Source organism: Proteus sp. STS61-E, assembly GCF_040932335.1.
Taxonomy (GTDB): Bacteria; Pseudomonadota; Gammaproteobacteria; order Enterobacterales; family Enterobacteriaceae; genus Proteus; species Proteus mirabilis_B.
Genome location: NZ_JBFQGE010000008.1, coordinates 208,917 through 230,496, shown reverse-complemented (window position 1 = coordinate 230,496; position 21,580 = coordinate 208,917). Strand labels below are relative to the sequence as shown.

Sequence of the window (21,580 nt, the reverse complement as noted above, 5' to 3'; positions counted from 1 at the left end):
TCATAAGGAAAACCTACCGAATGATAAAGAAACACATTATGTAAAATTTGCGCATCATATCTTTCTTTATCTCTATCTATGCATCCACGCTTATTTTAAACAGATCCCACACAGACTCTGTGAGAATATTTAAAAATTAAGATTAATCGTATCTAACACCGCACATTGTATGCAAATTATTGCTCTCTATTTATTAACGGCATTAATTATAGAAAGCATACGTTTTTATTTCTCTTTTTCAGTCTAAGCAATGTAATAGACCGTATAAAAACGTAAAACGTTAAGTAATTAAATAAAAAATAATAGATAAATGACAATAGCAATTAAATTTGAGAGCTAACTCGTAACACTAATGATTATTCAATTGATCTTAACATCGACATCATAACAACATCACAATATTTACCCTCTCTAAAGGCGGCTTTACGACGTATACCTTCAACTTCAAAGCCTAACTTCTTATAGAGATGCAAACCTCTTTCGTTGTCTGAATACACTTCTAATTCTAATCGTGTGGCGGCTAACCAATTGAAAGCATAATCAATTGCTGTATTGATGAGTAACTTACCGACACCTTTCCCAGAGTATTCAGCGCCAACACCGATACCAAAACTGACAATGTGGCGACGACGAGGGTGATTATCGATTATCAGTGCTAAATGTCCCGCAACTTGACCATCGATGGTTGCAACAAAATTAGGGATATTTTGCTCTGAAAATTCAAGTAATCTTTTTTTCCACATCGTGACTGAAGGATAAGGAAATTGGCAAGTGCAAATATATAAATCAGGATGTGTATATAACTGTTGAATTGCTGATGCGTCGTCAGGTTCACCGTGGCGTATTTTTATTTCTTGCATATATTCTACCAACTATTTAATAACTAGGTTTAATTTCGACAATAGCGAATAAAAGTAGATAAATAAATAGCAAAAAGGCGGAATAAAAATATATTCCGCCTTTTGTCTTTAAAACCGATTATTTTAATTAAATTGCCCACTCACCCGCATAAAATGCCACTAGAGCAATAGTAATTAATACTGTACCAATATTGAGTTTACGCCATTCTCCGGCAAATACACGACCAATCACCAAACAGCCGAAACCTAACATAATGCCTGTGACGATATTGCACGTTAAAACAATAAATACAGCACACACCATGCCTGACATTGCGTCAACAAAATCACTGAAATCTAGCTTAGTGACATTGCCTAGCATCAATAAACCTACATACATTAATGCAGGTGCCGTTGCATAAGCTGGAACTAAATAAGAGAGAGGTGATAAGAAAAGGATCAGTAAGAATAAAATACCAACCACAGTTGCGGTTAATCCTGTTTTACCACCAGCGGCTGTTCCTGCGGCTGATTCAACATAAACCGCAGCAGGAGCGGCACCAATCACACCTGCAAAAATACTACTGACAGAGTCAGAAGTTAGTGCTTTTCCGCCATTAATAATTTGTCCGCGTTTATCTAATAAGTTTGCTTGACCAGCAACGGCACGGATAGTCCCTGTTGCATCAAAAATCGCTGTCATTACTAACGCAAGAACACTTGGTAAAACTAAAGGTTGTAAAGCACCTTTAATATCCATCGCAAACAATAAAGAAAGCCCTTCTTCACCTAATTGAGGCATTTTGAAGATGCCTTGATATTTCACATTAGGATCAAAAATAAGACCAATAATCGAAATAGCCACAATCACTAATAGCACGCCACCCGGCACTTTACGTTTTTCTAATCCGAAAATAGCGGCTAATCCAGCAAGTGACATAAGAACAGAGAATGATGTAAATTTCCCCATTGCAACAGGTAAACCATCAAATGGGTTTTTCACCACTAACCCAACACTGTTTGCTGCGATTAAAAGCAGAAATAGCCCTATCCCTATTCCTGCACCATGTGCAATACCGATTGGAATATTTTTTAAGATCCAAGTACGAATGCCGGTTAATGAGAATACGGTGAATAAACACCCCATTAAAAACACGGCACCTAAAGCAACAGGCACAGAGATGTTTTGTCCTAAGACCAAGCTAAAAGCGGTAAATGCTGTTAATGAAATAGCACAACCAATTGCCATAGGAAGATTTGCCCACAATCCCATTAGAAGAGAGCCCAATCCCGCGACTAAACAGGTTGCGATAAAAACCGCTGTATGTGGAAAACCGGCTTGCCCTAACATGCTAGGAACAACAATCACGGAATACACCATTGCCAAAAATGTCGTCAAACCGGCGATCATTTCTTTGCGAACAGTTGTGCCGCGAGCTGTAAGTTTAAAATAGCTATCCAGTTTACCTGTGGTTGCTGATTGATTAGCAGACATTACATTCCTCTGACATAAAAACGGTTCACTCTCCAAAAAACGAAAACGATTACGTATCAATTAAAATAACCTCTTACCGATAAAAATCTTAAGAGGGAGTCAAAGCAAACGTTTGGTTTTTCGTGTGGATTAAGTGAGAGAATTTGACGCAAACGATTATCTGGTGCTTTTAGGGTAAGAATCAAGCGAAAAAATGCATTTTTAATAAAAATGTCATAAAAAGATAATTTAAAGTCAGAAAAAGAGAAAAAGAGGAAAGCAACTATCTACTTTCCTCATCATTCTACTTTTGTACAATCATCCAATATCATGCTTATCTCACAGTAGAAAAACAAAATAATCAATTGTTTTTATTGAACTTATTTTAAACAAGATAATAACTAGGTATATTTATCTATTATTAGTAACCTTAATAAGTTGCCTAGATAAATAATACCTCCCGTTCCCTATGTGTGGCGATTAATGGTTTGCAGTATTCGTTATTTTTATCTGAAGATAATGTCATCTTCTACTTCTAACGTTAGATGAATAAACGTTGTTTTAGCAAACGACTTTCTGTTCAACATAGGCATTTCTAGATTATTCTTAATAAATTTTAAAATAAGTACAATTACGAAAGATAATTATAATCATTTATAAAAAACAATAAGATAAAATTAAACATTTAGAAATAAAGAAAAGAGGGATTTCCTCTATCGCACTCCTAATCCTCTAAATGGAATACGATAAAGAAGAAATGATATTAAGATGAGCTACTATTGAGTGCTTCAACGCCTAGATTCCAACGTTCCATCGTTGATACTAAGAACAAGGCTGTCATGGCAACCAATAAGAATGGTAATGAAGATGAAGAAATTTCTGACAATGCGCCAGCCAGCAAAGGTCCAGATAAATTACCAATTCCCCATAACATCGCCGCAGACGCGTTTGCAACCATCAGATCATTACCTGAGAAATATTGCCCTATTTGTACTAACGCAATGGTGTATATCGCACCGGCTGTTGCACCCAACACCAGTAATAAAGGCCAAATCAAAAATGTATGAGACATCGTGATCGGTAATAATAAGCTTGCAAGTAAAGTCACCACACCACAAATTCGGTATAACCGCGTTCTGTTCATATGATCAGCAAGCCAGCCAAACGGCATTTGCATAATGGCGTCACCCGCTAAAATCGCGCTTATCATCATTGCTGCAATAGCTTCAGTATGTCCCACACTTAGGCCATAAATAGGAAACATTGAAAGTACGGTGCCATCAAAAAAAGCAAAGAAAACAATACCGCCGCAGATTGCGGGTGCAACTTTAACAAAGCGAATAATAGAAAAATTAGGCTCTTGTGTATCTTTTGGTAATTTATCTCCTGTTTTCTGATCCATCATTAAAAACAGGACAATAGAGATAATATGAATAAAGACACTAATTAAAATAGGTGTTTTATCTGCGACGCCATAAAGCGCAATAATTGAAGGCCCTAATAACTGGCTGATAGTAAATACCGTGGTATATACCGCTAAAATTCGCCCACGTTTATTATCTGGTGAAAGCTCATTAATCCACGTCTCTCCTAAACAAATCATCACACCACTGGCAATACCAGTGATAAGTCGTAAAGGAAATAACAACTCTAGAGGTAAGCTTCCCATTAAAGGTAATAAACTGATTGCAGAAATAATGGTTGCTAAAAGCATCGCAAAGCGTTTACCAATCCATTGCACAATACGCCGAGCAAAAGGTGAAATAATTAACATCCCAATAGCTGGCGCTGCGGAAATAAGTCCAATGATAGATTCACTAATACCCGCTAAATTGAGGCGCAGTGCAACCATAGGAATAGTTAATCCGATAACAATCCCGATAACGCCAATACTTACCGTGATAGTTGTTATCGCAAAAACTTCGGATTGGCGATAATTTTGATGTGACATGTTATTTTGTTTCTGTGAATAACAGAAACCTCTGTAATAAAAGGAAGGTGGTTAAATAAAATATTGTTGTATTATAGGGGATAAGAAATAGATAAACATGCTTAAAAAGTAACGTAAATCAGAGAAAGATCTCCATTTGATTCACGAAGATCTTTGCCTTTCACAATATTCTCACTTCACCGTCATTTATCCTACAACGCTTAAGAAAAGTAACGGTAGATAAGCACAGTACCTGATGCCAATACAATGGTATAAATCACACTCATAAATCGTGCTTTTGACATCCGTAATGTTAAATTTCGCCCTAACCATACACCAGCAAACATGGCAGGTAAGAAAATAACGGCTAACTTAAGAATGTCCAATTGCCAATAGATACCCGCAAATAAAAAAATCACCACTCGCGTTAGTGTACTAAAACCAATCAATGTGGTTTGTGTAATGCGAAACTTATTTTTGTCTGCAATTCTGCCTGATAAATAAATCGCATATAAAAAACCGCCACTACCAAACAATGCACTAAATACCCCACCAATTAACCCAAAAGGATAAACCAAGCGTTGAGAAAATTGGCTTTCTTGTTTTTTCCAAAATAGTGCATAGATTGCATAACAAGCAGCAAAGATACCTAAAAGAAGAGAGAGCAAATCAGGTCGTGTAGTTAATAAAATCGTCGCACCGACAAGACTACCAATAATAATAAGCGGAATAAGATAGCGTATCTCTTTAAAATCAGCCTGTTTACCATCTCTTAAAACATTCACTACGGCAGCACTTAAATCGATTAATGCCAATAAAGGCACTATCATTGAAAGAGGCAAATAAAGTGCTAATACTGGGCCTGCAATTAACGCCGAGCCAAACCCAGCCATACCGAAAATAACATAAGCAAAAAATAAGGTAAGTAGGCAAATAAAAAGATCAGACCAACTAAGTAAGTCCATCATAATAAACCTTGAATAATTATCATTTAATGAAGGATATTAGCGTAATTATTAAAAATCGAACAGTGATCGTAAGACTATTCACAAAATACAGCAGAAACAGGATCTCATTTTTCCGAATACGGTTAATTAGTGTTATTATCTAATCGGAATGACACTTTTAAACTAACGATATTTTGAATTGGCAATGAACCCACAACCTCCTAAAAAAACGAATGAATACCTTGGTAATAAAGTCAAACAGTTAAGACAATCTCGAAACTTGTCACTTAATGAGTTATCAAGAAAATCGGGAATATCCAAGGCTGCATTGTCAAAATTAGAATCCGGTGATTCTAATCCTAGAATCGATACCTTAGAGGCTATCGCGATAGCGCTTGGCTTTCCTTTGGGAGATTTATTTAGTTTCACGCGTGAAGAATATCCCCGTTTAGAACGACATAAACCTATCGTTGGGGATTATGCTCAAGAGTTTAAATTCCGTATTGGTATCGGCAATATTACTGAGATTTGGCATATCGAAATGAAGCATGGTGCGATTATTAATAGCCCTGCTCACGCAGATGGTACTCAAGAACACATCATGGTCTATTCTGGTAAATTAATGATGCGTTTTGATAACGACGAAACGGTTTTATTAGAAACCGGTGATTTTTATGCTTTTCATGGTAATGCGCCCCACTCTTATATTTGTGTAGAAGGCCATTTGCGCGCCTCTGTGATTATGTCTAGCCCAAATCAACAGCATTACCACCATCGTCCTTAAGCATTATATTTATTGGCTCGCTCTTAATGATAAAGAGAGAGCCAATCTACATTAATTTAAATAACTTTCCATTTGCTCAAAAACTCGCAAATCATCGCTAAATCTGACTTCTTTTACATCTTCAAGCTTTTCTACCTGACTCACCATCTGCATTAAGCGATCATCTTTTTGCACTAATAGCCAAATCCGGCTTTTATCGCTATTTTTCATCGGTAAACACAAAATACCATCGACGTTAAATGCACGGCGAGCAAATAGCCCACAAATATGGGTCATAACACCGGGGTGATTGCGAACAATCAATTCCAGCGCGATAGGTTGTGATTGTTGTGACATAAATTAAGCTCCTATCATCTCAATATTTGCCGCCCCTGGCGGTACCATTGGAAATACTTTTTCATGAATATCAATCATTACATGAATTAAACACGGACCCGGTTTTTCAATCGCTGCTTTTAGCGCACTCGCAGGATCTGCTTCCTGATTTAAATCACAGGTATCTAAACCAAAACCTTGTGCAATACGAATAAAATCTGTTTGATAAGGGTAAGCCGCAGCATAAATGCGCTCTTCAAAAAACAGTGTTTGTTGTTGGTGAACCAATCCTAACGCCTGATTATTTATCAAAATAATTTTGATATCTAATTGATGCTCAGCTGCCGTAGCAAATTCTTGGATATTCATCATAATGCTACCATCCCCTGAGAAGCAGAGGATTTTCTTATCTGGCTCAGCTAATGCGGCACCAATTGCTGCTGGTAAACCAAATCCCATCGTACCTAAACCGCCAGACGTTAACCATTGTCGAGGTCGATTTAACGGATAGGCTTGTGCTACCCACATCTGATGTTGCCCAACATCCGTTGTAATAATGGCATCATCATCAACACAATTTGCAGCCGCTAATACGATGCCATAACCACTTAGGATATTTTCAGAGTTTTTCATCTCTAATGGATATTCTTGTTTCAGTGTCGTAACACGCTCTATCCATTCATTACGTTTGTTTGTATTAATCAATGGTAGTAACAGTGATAACACTGATTTTGCATCGGCGTGGATCGCAATATCAGGGCGTTTGATCTTACTAATTTCAGCGCGATCGATATCAACATGAATAATTTTGGCATTAGGGCAAAACTTCTCGGCTTTACCAATGGCGCGATCGTCAAATCGAGCCCCTAATACAATCAACAGATCGGCTTCTTCTAAAATAAAATTGGTGCTACGAGTCGCATGCATACCCAACATCCCCAAATACAGTGGATGCGAAGGTGGCATTAATCCTAACCCCATTAAGGTCATTGTTGTTGGCAGGTTGTTTTTCTCTGCTAATTCAATTGCTTCTTTACAGGCTTCCGAGCTAATGATCCCCCCACCTAAATATAAAACAGGTTTTTTAGCCTGATTAATCATTTGCGCCGCTTGTATCACTAAATCAGTATTAAATGCGGGAACAGGATCTTTTTGTGGAATAGGCGGTAACACTTCTAATGTAATTTTGGCTTGCTGAATATCTTTTGGTACGTCAACCCAAACAGGACCCGGTCTTCCTGACATCGCTAAACGAAACGCATCACAAATAATTTCAGGTAACTCAGCAATATCACGAACTAAATAGTTATGTTTAGTAATTGGGATAGACATGCCGTAAGTATCAACTTCTTGGAAAGCATCAGTTCCAATCATTGCTGAAGATACCTGACCTGTAATACAAACTAAAGGAATAGAATCAAGCTTAGCATCGGCAATTGCTGTGACTAAATTTGTCGCACCCGGTCCACTCGAAGCAATACAAACAGCAGGTTTACCATTTGCACGGGCAATACCTTGTGCAATAAAACCAGCACCTTGTTCATGGCGAGTTAAGATATGTCGAATAGATTTACTTTGGCTCAATGCGTCATACAACGGAAGCGCTGCACCACCAGGGATACCTGCAACCGTCGTAATACCTTGCCGTTCCAGTAAATAAACGATTAATTGCGCACCAGTAAACGTTCTACTTGTTGTGGCGTTTTCTTGTTGATCACCCATTTTTATCTGTCCTTTGTTTTAAGCCGGACTTGATGGGCAGGTAGAAAAGAAAAACCCCGCCCGGTTAGTGCGCCGGCGGGGTTTCGAAATTGTGTTGATTCGGACCCGTTACGGCGCTTTGCCGACGACCACCACCACACGCACGACAACCACAGCCGCGATGTGCGCTGTTAGTCGTAGGCTTTGTAGTAGATTAGTGATGATCATGGGTTACCTATCAATTAATTTAATGATGTGTTTACGTGTTATCTGTATTTAAAAAAACATAACTTCTACAAATTAACAACCTTTTTTTTCGGTTTATTTTTTATCACCGCTAAAAACGAGAGCTAGATCACTTCTAGTGAAAATCAAAAAATAACTCCGATTGCAGCATAAAAAACTAGATTAATTTCACATTACAGAATAACTAAAAATCCATTTAATAACGTAAACACATCAATTTAATTTTATAGAAAAGCGACTTGAACCAATAACAGTGTTGCTGAAAGTACAAACATAAATATCACCATCGGCATAATAAATTTAAGCCATTTGTTATAGGAGATATCTAGCATTTGCAATGTCGCTAACACCAGTCCGGTAGGTGCTAAGAACAACATAATATATTGCCCCCAGTTATATGCTGATACCACCATATAACGAGGAACACCAACTGCGTCAGCTAATGGCGCCATAATTGGCATCGCTAAAACCGCAAGACCTGAAGAGGAAGGAACAATAAAACCTAGACAGATAAAAACAACGAGCTGCGCTAATAAGAATAGGCTTGGCGGCATTCCTGCAACCATATGAGACATAAACTCAAGGATAGTATCGGCAATTTTACCTTGTTCCATCACAAGGTTAACACCACGAGCTAAACCAATTATTAATGAAACGCCAACGAGTTCAGAAGCCCCATGAATAAATCCATCAATGGCTGTTTTCTCTTTTAATCCAGAAAGGAAAATTATGATGATAGCGATAGCAAGGAAAAGAGCCGCCATTTGTGGGAACCACCAGCCCATATCCATAACGCCCCAAACCATGATAGGAAAAGCAGCAACAAATAAGCAGAGGATCACTTTACGACGCCATGAAAATTCTAATATCTCATTAGGATCGTAATTACTTAAAAAGCGCTGTTTAAAACTTTCGGCATTTTCATAGTTATAAGAGAAAGTCGGATCTTTTTTGATCTTCTTGCAATACCAATATAAATAAACCAAAACACCAATCGTACCAATCACTAACCCAATAGTACGAAAGCCGATCCCTTCAATAAAACTGATCCCCGAAGCATTTGATGCAATAACAACGGAGAAAGGATTTACAGTTGAGAAACCAGCCCCCATTGAAGAGGCAAGAAAAATAGCCCCGACACACACAATAGCGTCATAGCCCAATATTAAGAATATAGGGACTAATATGGGATAGAAGGCGACGGCTTCTTCTTCAATCCCACAACTTGTCCCGCCTATGGATAATATAATCGTGACACCAAATACCACTAAAAATTCTTTGCCTTTGGTTCGATTTGCCAGTGCTGTTAAACCTGCATTGAATGCGCCAGTTTTATTAACAACCCCGATAAGTCCCCCCAATACAAGAATAAAAACAATAACATCAGCTCCCTCTATCGTCCCTTTCACCATACTTTCGGTAATATCCATTATCCCTTTAGGTTGCTGTGCTACACGTTCATAGGTTCCGGGTATCGCTATCGGTTTTTTAATTGTCCCATCCGTGAATTTATCAATCTCAATAGAGACATTTAAATCATTTAATGTGGCTTGAGTTGCAGGTAACACTTCATGGGAACCATCTATTTTCGCAACCACTAATGATGGCTCTGTTGAGTTATAACTTAATCGTTGATATTCGCCAGCCGGAATAATCCACGTTAAGCCAACCACAATTACTGTAATTGCAAATAAAATAGTAAATGCGGTCGGAAACGCAAACTTTTTAAGTTTCATAAGCGCCCTCGACTTAAATAAGAGGTAACTCTGCCAGTAGAAATAATATCTAACTGGCAGTGTTTATTTTTAGAATTAAATTTAGAATGATGATAAGTATGATATTAATCGGAAATAATTGTTGTACCTGTTTTTCCTTCTAAAGCAGATAATGCATTATCTAAAGAAGTAATAATTGCTTGTACACCTTTATCACTCTCTTTTAGAAAATTAAGACAAGCTTCGACTTTAGGTAACATACTTCCTTTAGCAAATTGCCCTTGAGATATATATTCTTGAGCCTGAGAAAGTGTTAATTTATCTAAATTCATTTGCTCTGGTTTATTAAAATTAATAGCGACCTTATCAACAGCCGTTAATATTAATAGAATATCTGCTTTTAATTCGACAGCTAATTTAGCGCTAGAGTTATCTTTATCAATAACAGCATCAATGCCTTCTAATAACTCCCCTTTTCGAATAACAGGAATACCACCACCGCCAACCGTGATCACCACAATATTGTGTTCAACTAACTGTTTAATAATTGGTGATTCCACAATTTCTAACGGTTTGGGTGATGGAATAACTCGACGATATCCACGCCCTGCATCTTCCATAAAGTGGAAGCCATGCTCTTTTTCAATAGCCTCAGCTTGCTGTTGAGTATAAAACGCGCCAATTGGTTTTGTGGGTGATAAAAAAGCAGGATCATTTTTATCAACAACCACTTGCGTCACAATGGTTGCACAGCCATGATTTTTATTCAGATTTCTCGTACATAATTCATCATTAATCGCCTGTTGTAGATGATAACCGATATAGCCTTGGCTCATTGCACCGCACTCAGCAAATGGCATATAAGGGGTGCCTATGTTCTGTTGCGACGCATAATCCATAGCTAAATTGATCATCCCAACTTGTGGACCATTTCCATGACCAATAATGACTTGGTAACCTTTCTCAACCAAATCTACAATCGGTTTTGCGGTTTTCCGTACTATCTGTTTTTGCTCTAGTGGCGTACTGCCCAGTGCATTTCCCCCTAAAGCAATAAATACCTTCTTAGGCATTGTTAACTCCTTGCTTTAGCTTAAAGTCGCAAACATAACGGCTTTAATGGTATGCATACGGTTTTCAGCTTGGTCGAAAACTTTTGATTGGCGAGACTCAAAAACAACGTCTGCCACTTCCATCTCACTCAAGCCAAATTTTTGATAAATATCTTCACCAATAGTTGTTAAACGGTCATGGAATGAAGGTAAACAGTGTAAGAAAATAGCGTGTGGATTTGCCATTTTCATCATAGATTCATTAACTTGATAGGATTTTAATAAACGAATACGCTCATCCCAAACACTGTCTGGCTCACCCATTGAAACCCAAATATCGGTATAGAGAACATCAGCGTCTTTTGCCCCTTTCTCGATATCTTCTGTCAATGTGATAGAGCCTTCGTTTTCAGCTGCGATTGCACGACATTCCTTCACAAGCTGCTCTTCTGGCATTAAAGATGCTGGGCCACATGCGGTAAAATGTAAGCCTAATTTCGCGCAAACCACCATTAAAGAGTTAGCAACGTTATTGCGGGCATCACCAAAGAAAGTCAGCTTAAGCCCTTTTAAATGACCAAAATTTTCTTCAACTGTTAGCATATCCGCCAACATTTGAGTTGGATGGAATTTATCGGTAAGACCATTCCATACAGGTACTCCTGATTTCGCTGCCAATTCTTCAACTAATGACTGATCAAAACCACGATATTCAATACCATCATAGAAACGCCCTAACACACGCGCAGTATCTTCAATAGACTCTTTTTTCCCCATTTGTGATGAGCCTGGATCAAGATAAGTGACCCCCATTCCTAAATCATAACCTGCAACTTCAAAGGCACAACGTGTACGTGTTGAGGTTTTTTCAAATAATAAAACGATATTTTTACCTTCTAAAGAGCGATGAGGAATACCCGCCATTTTTAATGATTTAAAATGTTTAGAAAGTTTTAATAAATATTGAATTTCAGCTGATGAAAAATCGAGTAATTTTAAAAAACTTCTACCTTTAATATTAATAGACATAATAATCCTATCTCCTAATTATTCTGATAATAATAGAGTTAAAAAATAGTTTGTTATTTAAATAATAATAGAGAAGCTTCCTCAATAACCTAGGTTATTAAGAAGTATGCTTTATATTTTTAGAGCATAGAAAGAGGACTTATCCGTTAAAAACAGAGAAATGGAAGCACTGACGTTGTTTATACATCATAATGTGGGCAATACGTCTAATATGAGGTGTTTTCCTATTATTATTTTCCATAATACTAGTACCTTCACTTATAGGTATTAAATGAGGGTTACAGTGAAACATATAGGAATTAACATTAATGTGACTATCATCTCAATTATCTATTTACGATAAAAACCATATATCAGTAAAAATAAATTATCAAAAATACATTCCATTAACACACAATAAAAAAGTGGTTGATCATTTTTATATTAATAATGACCTCAATTAAATTAATGAGATAATAGAATAATAGCCAAATAAAAAATTATTTTTATTTGGCTATTATTTAAATTATGCGTTTATAATTAACATTAATGATACATTTTAATACTAGAATAATTTAGCTAACATCATCACGGCACTACAAATAATTAAGATCAAAGTCGCATACTGAAACACCCTGTCAGGCATTCTGATTAACAGCCACTTAGACAGCGGAATAGAGATCAACGAACCTAAAAATAACACCAGAGCCAAATGAATATCTGTATGCCCATCTTGCATATAGGCGAGTGCTGAAGATCCCGATAATAATGTCGTGGTAAATATAGAAGTACCAATGGCTTGCTTAATCGAGAGGTTTGCATAACGCAGCAATAACGGTAATACAACTACGCCACCACCCACCCCTGTCGCACCTAAAACAACACCGGCTGCAATTGCAGGAAGTAATAGTGCTTTTATATTTAAAGGCGCTAACGCTGTATTTTCAACGACAACCGGAGGTAATGAGAAAAACATTCTCTGTACAAAGAGAAATAGAGAAAAAACAATAGCACTAACAACAAGCGCATTAATTCCCCATTCAACTTGTTGCTGATACTGCTCTAGTGAACCTAAGTAATTAACCAAAACACTGGCTAAAAAGGTACTTGGTAGCATTATTCCTAATACAATCATCGCCCTTTTAAAGGGAATATTTCCAAGGCGAAAATGCATATAAGATGAAGTGACTTTCATCAACATGGATAATAAATTAGCCGTTGCGACTGCCATTAATGCATTCATGCCAAAGAAATAGGTCAATACAGGTAAAACAATAACCCCGCCACCCACACCCGTCGTACTTATAATTAAACCAATAGCCGCACCCACCGCTAATGTGGTGATAAGTAACATTATTGATTTCCTTGCATAACAGCTTCCCGCCCTTTTAATAATGCTTTTTCTGCTGACTCACTGGCTAATGTCATATATTTAAAAAACAGCACATCAAAGGCGACCATTTGTAAAACTTGTGGCGTGATCACCCCTAATTGAGAATGCTGTTCGTCATAAAAATAGGGCAATGTATAATCGGATAATCGAGTTGCTTCATCTTGTCCAAAACGCGTTAATGCCACCGTTAAACAACCCTCATCTTTTGCTGATTTCAGCATCCGATTAATATCCGCCGTATTTCCTCTAGCTGTGACAGCAATAGCAATATCATCAGAAGATAAATTAGCGGAATAAGCCAGTTGAGCATGAAGATCTGGACTAAATAATGTGTTTTTATTTACACGAATTAATTTATGAAAAATATCACTCGCCACAACCGACGATGCGCCAATACCAAACAATACAATACGTTTTGCTGATACCATTTTTTCAGCTAACACATCAATGGTACTGGGATCTAACAAAGCTAATGAATCTAAAATAGCGCTGGTAAACAGATGCCCTGTTTTGGAAATAATTAATTCTGTCGAGTCTGTTTTCGCAAGATTGCCATAGAGAATATCGCCACTGCTTTTTTGTTGCTTTTCTTCTGAAAGGTAATCAATTTTAAATTCAGGATAACCGCGATATCCCATTTGACGAGAGAAACGGATAACAGAAGCACTACTTACACCTGCTTTAAGTGCCAGATCAGCGGCATTCATACTGGCAATATTCTCACTATTCTCCAATAAATAATGAGCAATACGTTGTTCTGTGCCTTTGCCTTGTGTTAGCAAACTTTCAAGCTTTTTGGTCAGTGTCGACATTCTGTTATCCTTTTTATTTCTGACTTATTTCTCTGGATCAGTAAATCCCATTAGCATACTGGCAATAAAACCGACAATCCATGCACCTAATACTGCGATCAGGAACTTAATAATTTGCCCATCACCGACTAACGGAATTAATGATAACCCAGCTGTACCAAATGGAATAATGATCCCAACTTGGAAATATGCCATTAATGCACCACCAGCAGCGCCACCAATGCATCCTGCGACAAACGGTTTTCCTAATGGAAGAGAAACACCAAATAATAAAGGCTCACCAACACCAAAAATACCAACAGGTAATGCACCCATTAATGTTTTCTTTAAACGCTGATTTTTAGTACGTAAATAAACCCAAAAACAAGAGCCTACTTGCCCCATTCCACCCATAGCTAAAATAGGGAATAGGTAATTTAAACCAAAAGTATTTAAGATTTCGGTATGAATAGGAATTAACCCTTGGTGTAATCCCGTTAAGAGTAAAAATAAGAAACTTCCCCCTAACGCTGCACCCGTTACAACTGCGCCACCACCTTGATTTAAAAGTGATAGTGAAACGCCCTGTGCTAATAACTGATTAAGATAATGACCGATTGGTTGGAATATCATAATCGCCACAAGTGAAGAGACTAAAATAGTCACAAACGGCGTTAAGATAAGATCGAGACTCTCTTTAACGATACTACGAAACCATAATTCTAATTTTGAAGAGAACACCACCACCATTAATACCGCAAAAATACCGCCACTGTTTGGCTGTAATTTCTCGCCAAATAAAGTGATATCAGCAAGTCCCGGCATGGCTAATAACCCCGCCATTACCGCACCAATCGAAGTTGACGCTCCCAACTCTTTAGCTGTATTTATCCCAATCATAATAGAAAGATAGGCAAATACCGTACTACCAATTAATTTGAATAATTTAAATAGCTCGGGGAATTGCTCAACTAAGCCCGGTGCGGCTAAACGGATAATATTAATTAGCCCCATAATCAAACCGCAGCCAATTAAAGCGGGAATTGTTGGAACAAAAATAGCCGCTAATGTATTTAACATGCGGCGAATGGAGAAGCCTTTTTTCACTGGTGTTGACGCAGGCTCATCTTCACTACTTGTAGAGCTGTTTTGCATACGCTTATTCATGATGGAATAAACTTTTGCCGCAGTTCCCATTCCTACAATCACTTGATGCTGTTCGCCATTAAATACAACACCTTTAACGCCTTCGACTTGTTTTAAAGCGTCTGCATCAAATAGCGAGCTATCTTTTAAAATCAATCGAATACGAGTCATACAATGTGTTAGGGTTGCCACATTTTGAAACCCACCAGCGTGTTTTTCTATTTCTATTGCTAACGTGTCGAGATGTTCTATTTTATTAGCCATATGTGTGCCTGCTAAAGTTCAGAGTGTTTACTCATATTGTTATTAATTAAATAGGGCAAGTTGCTGTTGTAGCGAACGATAAGGATATTGCTGTGTAATTTGATCAACTTTCTCCACACTCAAGTGAAGTTCATACATTAAAATGGCTTTTCTAGGATGATAATTAACCATTTGTAACAGCGTTCTGGCTCTTTCATTGGAAATTCCACACACTTCGCTGACAATACCTTCAGCACGACGTTGTAATTTCTCATTACTCGCGATCACATCCACCATAAGGTTTTTATGCACTTTTCCAAGCTTAGTCATTACGCTGGTGCTTAACATACCCAAAATCATTTTTTGGGCTGTGCCGCTTTTCATTCTTGTGGAGCCTGTTAACACCTCAGCGCCCACATCTGGCGCAATAGATAAGTCAGCAATTTCACTCATCATACTTTTGCCACGCGTGGTAATAGAGACAGTCAACGCCTTTAGCTTTTTACCATATTGCAAAGCAGCGACAGTAAAGGGTGTGCGACCGCTTGCAGCAATACCAATAACGACATCTTTATGGCTGACATGACGGCGTTGAAGTTCTTCGATTGCCGCTTCTTGGCTATCCTCAATATTTTCGACCGCTTTTAGCATTGCATCATGACCACCTGCAATAATCGCCTGCACTAATGTAGGAGATACACCAAAAGTAGGAGGACATTCCGCACTGTCTAATACCGCCAATCGGCCACTTGTTCCTGCACCGACATAAAAAATACGCCCACCTTTTTGCAAACGCTCAGTAATTTTTTCTACTGCCTTAGCAATAGCGGGCAATTCTTTTTTAACGGCATTGGCAACAGTCATATCTGCACTATTGATAAGCGTAACCAACTCTAAAGCGCTTAATTCAGAAAACTGTGCTGTTTCTTGATTGCTTTCATTTTTAAGACATTCGCTCAATGCATCTTCTTTCATCACAACAACCTTAATGAAACCAAATTTCAATCAAAATTACATCTTATGAAATTATATTTCAATCTTACTTGTCATCACTTTGTGAGATAAGTCACATTAAGCTCAGCTTTTGTCTTTATAAGAAATGCAATAGTGATTATAAAAATAAGGTAATCAATTGATTTTAAATCAATTCCACTTACTATCTAAACAAGATAGCAAGTGGAATATAAAGATATGATAGTGCGGAGGTGTACTACTTTGCTTGCGCTAAAAACTGCCCAAATTCTTCAATGCTTGGATAAGAAGATTGTGTGCCTTTTCCGGCAACACTTAAGCCTGAAAACATCACTGCTTTATTTAATGCTTCTTCAATATTATTGGTGTGAACATAATAATGAGAGAAACAACCAATAAAGGCATCACCCGCTCCGCTGGTATCTATTGCATCAACTTCGATGGCAGGAATGTACTTCTCAATGTCGCCATTCATCCATAATGCACCTTTTTCACCTAATGTAACGATGACATTCTTAAAGCCTTTTTGTAGTAAAGAACAAGCGGCTTCACGAATTTCATCCATTGTGGTGATTGGCATACCCGTCAAAATTTCCAGTTCTGTTTCATTAGGAACAAAAAAGTCACAACGAGCAGCAATATTAAGATCTAATGCTTTTGAAGCGGGCGCAGGGTTAAATAACACAGGAATATGGTGTTTGTTACCGAACTCAATAGCGTGATAGACCGTTTCAAGCGGGATTTCTAATTGCAGTACAATTATTTTGCATTTTTTCAGGCTATCTGCCGCTCTATCAATATCTTCTGGCGACAAATGCTGATTAGCACCTTTAACAATTAAAATGCTATTTGATGATTGAGAAGTCACAAAAATAGGTGCAACGCCACTTGTTGTACCGGGTACTTTTTCAACATAGCGTGTATTAATGCCATAAGATCCTAAATTCATGATGGTGTTATCCGCGAAAATGTCATCGCCAACCTTTGTTAACATCATCACTTTTGAATTTAATTTAGCAGCAGCAACCGCTTGGTTAGCCCCTTTACCACCGCAACCAATCTTAAATGCCGGCGCCTCAAGGGTTTCCCCCTCTTTTGGCATCCTATCTATATAGGTGATCAAATCCACCATATTTGAACCAATCACTGCGATATCCATAGCGCCTCTTACTCTTATGTGAAATTTATAAATGTGAAAATAGTGACATTTTGATAGATGTATAACAGTATCATGTTATTTAAATATCATTTGTGATTGTTATCTCGTTAAAACAGCACTAATATGTTGCCAAACTAACATGAGTGATAAATAACAATCTTCTTATTAAGGAATATACTATGCGTCCATTAGCTAATTATATCGATCATACCCTTCTTGCTGCAGATACAACTGAAGCACAAATCAAGAAATTGTGTGCTGAAGCAGCTGAACACGGTTTCTTCTCTGTTTGTATTAACACTTCTTACATCCCTTTAGCAAGAACTTGCCTTAAAGGAAGCGATGTAAAAGTATGTTGTGTTATCGACTTCCCATTTGGTGCTGGTTTAACAGCAACAAAAGCATTCGAAGCGGCTGAAGCTATTCGTCAAGGTGCACAAGAAGTCGATATGGTTATCAATATCGGTATGTTAAAAAGCGGTCGTTTAGACTTCGTAAAACAAGATATTGAAGCAGTAAAAGCAGCTTGTGGTAATACAACTCTGAAAGTTATTTTAGAAACTTGCTTATTAACTGACGACGAAGTACGTTTAGTTTGTGAAATGTGTCGTGAGATCCGCGTTGATTTTGTGAAAACATCAACAGGATACAGTACAATGGGCGCAACAGAACATCATGTTGCTTTAATGCGCAAAACAGTGGGTGATGAAGTTGGCGTGAAAGCATCAGGTGGTGTTCGCGATCGTCAAACAGCATTAAACATGATCAAAGCAGGTGCAACACGTATCGGTGCTAGCGCAAGTGTCGCTATCGCAACAGATTCAGATGCACCTGAATCAAACTACTAATTATTTAGCGTATATTTTCTTGGAGTACGCTATTCGATAACACAAGGACCCTTCGGTGATAGAGACCAAACAGCACGAACGTTTGCGCCGCCTCAGTGAATGTATTAAACGCTCAGGTCGCATACATCTTAAAGACGCCGCGAGGATCCTTGAAGTTTCTGAAATGACAATTAGGCGCGACCTTAGTTCTGACGCCGAAAACCCTTTTCCGATGTCATTATTAGGTGGTTACATTGTTGCATTAGCCCAGCCTCATTCAGGGTTAATCTCAACATCCTCTGATATTATTACACCGGATCAAACCGAAGAACTTCATATTCCTAATCTTGCCGCAGGTATGGTCTCTGACGGCGATGTTCTTTTTTTTGATAATGGGCAATTTATTCCTACACTGATTGAGCTTATTCCCGATAACCTACATTTCACCGGAATTTGTTATTCTCACCGCGTATTTTTGGCATTAAGTCAGAAGAAAAATGCCACCGTATTACTCTGCGGAGGTGAATATCGCTCTAAAAGTGATTCATTCTACAATCCTACCCAACCTTCTTATCTTGATAGCATTAATCCTAAGAAAGCCTTTATTTCAGCTGAAGGTGTTCATCTCGATTTTGGCGTTACCTGTTATAACATCGACGATCTTTATATGAAGAAAAAAGCGATGGATAAATCTATTCGTAAAATCTTACTCACCAAATATCACTATTTTGATGAAACAGCGACAGGCAATATGGGCGATTTAGCTCAGTTTGATGTTGTTATCACAGATAGAAAATTAACGGATGATTACGAAGATTATTGCCGAAAAAGCTCAGTAAAAGTGATTTATTAATTAAAAATAAAGTGCTAACTAAAATAGATAATAAAGAAAAGTTAGCCTTAAATTAAATAAATTATATTTATTCTCTTTTATAAAAATAAAGAAAACTCACGCCACTTTTTGATTGCCAAGGCAAAAAAAAGTGGTTACTATGCCCGCGATTTATTATTTCTCACCCATTTTAATTAACGCAAGGAGGTATCCCATGACAACTACAAATATGAATACTCTTTGCGGACAATCTCAGAAGTAATCCTTTTTTCCTTCTTTTTGCTGTCCGCCAATCAATTTATTTTTTATCCTTTACATTATATGGATTGGTATATGGACAAGTGTGTTCATTATTTATCTGATAGCGTTTGTTATATCGCATCGGATAATACTTGGATTGAAAGCAAAGCAATCCAACAACTAGAAACAACGGCTCAACTTCCTGATATGGCTTATGTGGCAGGTATGCCAGACCTACACCCAGGTCGCGGTTATCCTATTGGTGCAGCCTTTTTTTCTGTTAATCGTTTTTACCCTGCTTTAGTCGGAAATGATATTGGCTGTGGTATGACACTCTTTCAAACTGAATTTAAAAACAGCAAACTTAACTTAGATAAAGCAGAAAAACAGTTGAGTGAAATGAGTGATATCGCACCTTCAGAATGGCTAGAAGCACATCTACCGACTGAAATGCAAAACCACCCTTTTGCTGGCTCTTTAGGCTCTATTGGTGGTGGTAATCACTTTGCTGAATTCCAACAAATTGACCAAGTGATCAATGAAACGCTTTTTGCTGAAAGTGGTATCAATAAAAAACAGTTATTGCTACTCGTTCACAGCGGATCGAGAGGTTTAGGACAATCTATCTTACGTGCCCATACAGAACAGTTTGGTCATAAAGGACTGATTGCTAACACCGAAGATGCAAATAAATATTTGCAAGCTCACAATAATGCACTTGATTATGCAAAGATTAATCGTCGCCTTATTGGTGAAAGAATGATGCGCCAAATTCGCACTCAAGGCGAAGTTATTTCTGATGTAAATCATAATCTTGTAGAGCCTTGCGAATTACATGGTCAACAAGGTTGGTTACATCGTAAAGGTGCAACACCAGCACATCACGATATGGTCGTTATTCCGGGTTCACGCGGTGACTACAGTTATATTGTTAAGCCCATTGTGTCTGAATTAAGCCTTCATTCATTACCGCATGGTGCAGGCAGAAAATGGATGCGTACCGAGTGTAAAGGTCGTTTATCACACCGTTTTACCCCCTTACAACTTTCACGAACTGCATTAGGTAGCCGTATTATTTGTGCCAATAAACAACTGATTTATGAAGAAGCACCACAATCTTATAAATCAATTGAAACTGTGATTGAAAGTATGGTGAGTATTGGATTAATCGAAGTTATTGCACGTTTAAAACCTGTGATCACCTATAAAACAAGTGGGGAGATGGCGTAATGTTATTACAATTCACCTCCGCACAAGGCCCTGAAGAGTGCTGTTTAGCCGTTGAAAAAGCCTTAAATTACTTTTTGAAATCAACGATAAAACAACAAGTGAATGTTACTGTTCTTGAAAAAGAACCTTCACGTCATGGCTTAAAATCTGCATTAGTATCTCTTGAAGGTAGTGATGCACAAGCTATTGCACAACAGTGGGCGGGTTCAGTGCAATGGCAGTGTGCAAGTACATTACGACCACGACATAAACGTAAAAACTGGTTTATTGGTGTTGCTTGTTTTGAACAACCTGATGAAATTAATGACAAAGAAATTGTCTTTGAAACCATGCGTTCCAATGGCCCCGGTGGTCAGCATGTTAACAAAACAGAATCTGCGGTCAGAGCAACACATATTGCCACTGGCATTAGTGTAAAAGTGCAATCAGAGCGTAGTCAGCACGCCAATAAAAAGCTCGCTAAGCAACTTATTGCATGGCATTTAGAGGCTTATATGATGAAGCAACATGCCTCATTAAATAGCCAACGCCATATTGCTCATCACCGAGTTATTCGTGGCGATGCCACACTCTGTTTTAGTGGTAATGACTTTGTTCTGATAAGCAAATAATGTTATTAATCTAACAAAAGCAAAGCCACGATTTTTAATCGTGGCTTTTTTTAAGACAAAAGTATCCTGCAATAAGATTTTTTAAATTAAAAAATCAATAAAGCGTATAGTGAGTTTTAATAAAT

General features: G+C 37.8%; 21 protein-coding genes. 5 read left to right on the top strand and 16 right to left on the bottom strand.

Annotated features, from left to right (window positions below):
• Positions 1-356: 356 nt before the first annotated feature.
• From AB4J89_RS17490 to AB4J89_RS17475, 4 genes are all read right to left on the bottom strand, one after another.
• The gene (locus tag AB4J89_RS17490) at positions 357-860 is read right to left on the bottom strand and encodes a GNAT family N-acetyltransferase (RefSeq protein ID WP_088493912.1); all 504 of its coding nucleotides are present in this window, start codon (positions 858-860) and stop codon (positions 357-359) included.
• Positions 861-987: 127 nt separating this feature from the next.
• Positions 988-2,334, bottom strand: a complete 1,347-nt coding sequence (locus AB4J89_RS17485; protein ID WP_088493913.1) for an NCS2 family permease — start codon at positions 2,332-2,334, stop codon at positions 988-990.
• A gap of 742 nt (positions 2,335-3,076) precedes the next feature.
• Positions 3,077-4,264 carry an MFS transporter gene (locus AB4J89_RS17480; RefSeq protein ID WP_311755596.1) on the bottom strand — a complete coding sequence of 396 codons (1,188 nt, stop codon included), beginning with the start codon at positions 4,262-4,264 and terminating at the stop codon, positions 3,077-3,079.
• Between the two features lie 200 nt (positions 4,265-4,464).
• The gene (locus tag AB4J89_RS17475; RefSeq protein WP_088493915.1) at positions 4,465-5,211 is read right to left on the bottom strand and encodes a sulfite exporter TauE/SafE family protein; all 747 of its coding nucleotides are present in this window, start codon (positions 5,209-5,211) and stop codon (positions 4,465-4,467) included.
• 184 nt (positions 5,212-5,395) lie between these two features.
• Here AB4J89_RS17475 and AB4J89_RS17470 point away from each other — a divergent pair, with 184 nt between their 5' ends.
• Entirely contained in the window at positions 5,396-5,974 is a 579-nt protein-coding gene (locus AB4J89_RS17470) for a helix-turn-helix domain-containing protein (protein ID WP_069368071.1), read from the top strand.
• A gap of 51 nt (positions 5,975-6,025) precedes the next feature.
• Here AB4J89_RS17470 and ilvN read toward each other — a convergent pair whose 3' ends face one another.
• The 12 genes from ilvN to rbsK all read right to left on the bottom strand — a co-directional run bounded on the left by ilvN (position 6,026) and on the right by rbsK (position 17,715).
• Entirely contained in the window at positions 6,026-6,310 is a 285-nt protein-coding gene (gene ilvN / locus AB4J89_RS17465; RefSeq protein WP_069368073.1) for an acetolactate synthase small subunit, read from the bottom strand.
• A gap of 3 nt (positions 6,311-6,313) precedes the next feature.
• On the bottom strand, positions 6,314-8,011 hold the full coding sequence (gene ilvB, locus AB4J89_RS17460) for an acetolactate synthase large subunit (protein WP_088493916.1): 1,698 nt from the start codon (positions 8,009-8,011) through the stop codon (positions 6,314-6,316).
• Positions 8,012-8,119: 108 nt separating this feature from the next.
• A complete protein-coding gene (gene ivbL / locus AB4J89_RS17455; protein WP_088493917.1) occupies positions 8,120-8,218 on the bottom strand; it encodes an ilvB operon leader peptide IvbL in 99 nt (32 codons plus the stop codon).
• A gap of 242 nt (positions 8,219-8,460) precedes the next feature.
• Positions 8,461-9,972, bottom strand: coding sequence for a YfcC family protein (locus AB4J89_RS17450; protein WP_088493918.1), 1,512 nt, complete (start codon positions 9,970-9,972; stop codon positions 8,461-8,463).
• A 104-nt stretch (positions 9,973-10,076) separates the two neighbouring features.
• Positions 10,077-11,024 (bottom strand): carbamate kinase, encoded by a 948-nt coding sequence (arcC, locus tag AB4J89_RS17445; protein ID WP_088493919.1) that lies wholly within the window; start codon positions 11,022-11,024, stop codon positions 10,077-10,079.
• Positions 11,025-11,039: 15 nt separating this feature from the next.
• Entirely contained in the window at positions 11,040-12,032 is a 993-nt protein-coding gene (gene argF / locus AB4J89_RS17440; RefSeq protein ID WP_368470112.1) for an ornithine carbamoyltransferase, read from the bottom strand.
• 139 nt (positions 12,033-12,171) lie between these two features.
• The gene (speFL, locus tag AB4J89_RS17435; protein WP_109372621.1) at positions 12,172-12,273 is read right to left on the bottom strand and encodes a leader peptide SpeFL; all 102 of its coding nucleotides are present in this window, start codon (positions 12,271-12,273) and stop codon (positions 12,172-12,174) included.
• Between the two features lie 303 nt (positions 12,274-12,576).
• Positions 12,577-13,365 carry a sulfite exporter TauE/SafE family protein gene (locus AB4J89_RS17430; RefSeq protein WP_088493921.1) on the bottom strand — a complete coding sequence of 263 codons (789 nt, stop codon included), beginning with the start codon at positions 13,363-13,365 and terminating at the stop codon, positions 12,577-12,579.
• Positions 13,365-14,216 carry a MurR/RpiR family transcriptional regulator gene (locus tag AB4J89_RS17425; protein ID WP_088493922.1) on the bottom strand — a complete coding sequence of 284 codons (852 nt, stop codon included), beginning with the start codon at positions 14,214-14,216 and terminating at the stop codon, positions 13,365-13,367. Before AB4J89_RS17425 ends, AB4J89_RS17430 begins: the two co-directional genes overlap by 1 nt.
• Before the next feature lie 24 nt (positions 14,217-14,240).
• On the bottom strand, positions 14,241-15,605 hold the full coding sequence (locus tag AB4J89_RS17420; protein ID WP_102949418.1) for a PTS transporter subunit EIIC: 1,365 nt from the start codon (positions 15,603-15,605) through the stop codon (positions 14,241-14,243).
• Positions 15,606-15,647: 42 nt separating this feature from the next.
• Positions 15,648-16,559, bottom strand: coding sequence for an N-acetylmuramic acid 6-phosphate etherase (gene murQ / locus AB4J89_RS17415; protein ID WP_088493923.1), 912 nt, complete (start codon positions 16,557-16,559; stop codon positions 15,648-15,650).
• 235 nt (positions 16,560-16,794) lie between these two features.
• Complete coding sequence (gene rbsK, locus AB4J89_RS17410) at positions 16,795-17,715, bottom strand: ribokinase (RefSeq protein ID WP_088493924.1); 921 nt, start codon at positions 17,713-17,715, stop codon at positions 16,795-16,797.
• Positions 17,716-17,894: 179 nt separating this feature from the next.
• Here rbsK and deoC point away from each other — a divergent pair, with 179 nt between their 5' ends.
• The 4 genes from deoC (at position 17,895) to prfH (ending at position 21,455) form a co-directional block, all read left to right on the top strand.
• Positions 17,895-18,563, top strand: a complete 669-nt coding sequence (gene deoC, locus AB4J89_RS17405) for a deoxyribose-phosphate aldolase (RefSeq protein ID WP_075672244.1) — start codon at positions 17,895-17,897, stop codon at positions 18,561-18,563.
• 55 nt (positions 18,564-18,618) lie between these two features.
• Positions 18,619-19,395, top strand: coding sequence for a DeoR family transcriptional regulator (locus AB4J89_RS17400; protein ID WP_088493925.1), 777 nt, complete (start codon positions 18,619-18,621; stop codon positions 19,393-19,395).
• A gap of 312 nt (positions 19,396-19,707) precedes the next feature.
• Positions 19,708-20,844: an RNA ligase RtcB family protein gene (locus tag AB4J89_RS17395; RefSeq protein WP_368470108.1), complete on the top strand. Its 1,137-nt coding sequence runs from the start codon at positions 19,708-19,710 to the stop codon at positions 20,842-20,844.
• Positions 20,844-21,455 carry a peptide chain release factor H gene (gene prfH / locus AB4J89_RS17390; protein WP_088493927.1) on the top strand — a complete coding sequence of 204 codons (612 nt, stop codon included), beginning with the start codon at positions 20,844-20,846 and terminating at the stop codon, positions 21,453-21,455. Before AB4J89_RS17395 ends, prfH begins: the two co-directional genes overlap by 1 nt.
• Positions 21,456-21,580 lie beyond the last annotated feature (125 nt).

What these genes read in the sequence shown, in the direction of transcription:
- AB4J89_RS17430 (WP_088493921.1), bottom strand. Translation starts at nt 13,365, where the DNA reads ATGTTACTTATCACCACATTAGCGGTGGGTGCGGCTATTGGTTTAATT.
- AB4J89_RS17470 (WP_069368071.1), top strand. Translation starts at nt 5,396, where the DNA reads ATGAACCCACAACCTCCTAAAAAAACGAATGAATACCTTGGTAATAAA.
- argF (WP_368470112.1), bottom strand. Translation starts at nt 12,032, where the DNA reads ATGTCTATTAATATTAAAGGTAGAAGTTTTTTAAAATTACTCGATTTT.
- AB4J89_RS17475 (WP_088493915.1), bottom strand. Translation starts at nt 5,211, where the DNA reads ATGATGGACTTACTTAGTTGGTCTGATCTTTTTATTTGCCTACTTACC.
- AB4J89_RS17425 (WP_088493922.1), bottom strand. Translation starts at nt 14,216, where the DNA reads ATGTCGACACTGACCAAAAAGCTTGAAAGTTTGCTAACACAAGGCAAA.
- AB4J89_RS17490 (WP_088493912.1), bottom strand. Translation starts at nt 860, where the DNA reads ATGCAAGAAATAAAAATACGCCACGGTGAACCTGACGACGCATCAGCA.
- ivbL (WP_088493917.1), bottom strand. Translation starts at nt 8,218, where the DNA reads ATGATCATCACTAATCTACTACAAAGCCTACGACTAACAGCGCACATC.
- murQ (WP_088493923.1), bottom strand. Translation starts at nt 16,559, where the DNA reads ATGAAAGAAGATGCATTGAGCGAATGTCTTAAAAATGAAAGCAATCAA.
- AB4J89_RS17420 (WP_102949418.1), bottom strand. Translation starts at nt 15,605, where the DNA reads ATGGCTAATAAAATAGAACATCTCGACACGTTAGCAATAGAAATAGAA.
- prfH (WP_088493927.1), top strand. Translation starts at nt 20,844, where the DNA reads ATGTTATTACAATTCACCTCCGCACAAGGCCCTGAAGAGTGCTGTTTA.
- AB4J89_RS17480 (WP_311755596.1), bottom strand. Translation starts at nt 4,264, where the DNA reads ATGTCACATCAAAATTATCGCCAATCCGAAGTTTTTGCGATAACAACT.
- deoC (WP_075672244.1), top strand. Translation starts at nt 17,895, where the DNA reads ATGCGTCCATTAGCTAATTATATCGATCATACCCTTCTTGCTGCAGAT.
- ilvN (WP_069368073.1), bottom strand. Translation starts at nt 6,310, where the DNA reads ATGTCACAACAATCACAACCTATCGCGCTGGAATTGATTGTTCGCAAT.
- rbsK (WP_088493924.1), bottom strand. Translation starts at nt 17,715, where the DNA reads ATGGATATCGCAGTGATTGGTTCAAATATGGTGGATTTGATCACCTAT.
- AB4J89_RS17395 (WP_368470108.1), top strand. Translation starts at nt 19,708, where the DNA reads ATGGACAAGTGTGTTCATTATTTATCTGATAGCGTTTGTTATATCGCA.
- arcC (WP_088493919.1), bottom strand. Translation starts at nt 11,024, where the DNA reads ATGCCTAAGAAGGTATTTATTGCTTTAGGGGGAAATGCACTGGGCAGT.
- AB4J89_RS17450 (WP_088493918.1), bottom strand. Translation starts at nt 9,972, where the DNA reads ATGAAACTTAAAAAGTTTGCGTTTCCGACCGCATTTACTATTTTATTT.
- AB4J89_RS17485 (WP_088493913.1), bottom strand. Translation starts at nt 2,334, where the DNA reads ATGTCTGCTAATCAATCAGCAACCACAGGTAAACTGGATAGCTATTTT.
- ilvB (WP_088493916.1), bottom strand. Translation starts at nt 8,011, where the DNA reads ATGGGTGATCAACAAGAAAACGCCACAACAAGTAGAACGTTTACTGGT.
- speFL (WP_109372621.1), bottom strand. Translation starts at nt 12,273, where the DNA reads ATGGAAAATAATAATAGGAAAACACCTCATATTAGACGTATTGCCCAC.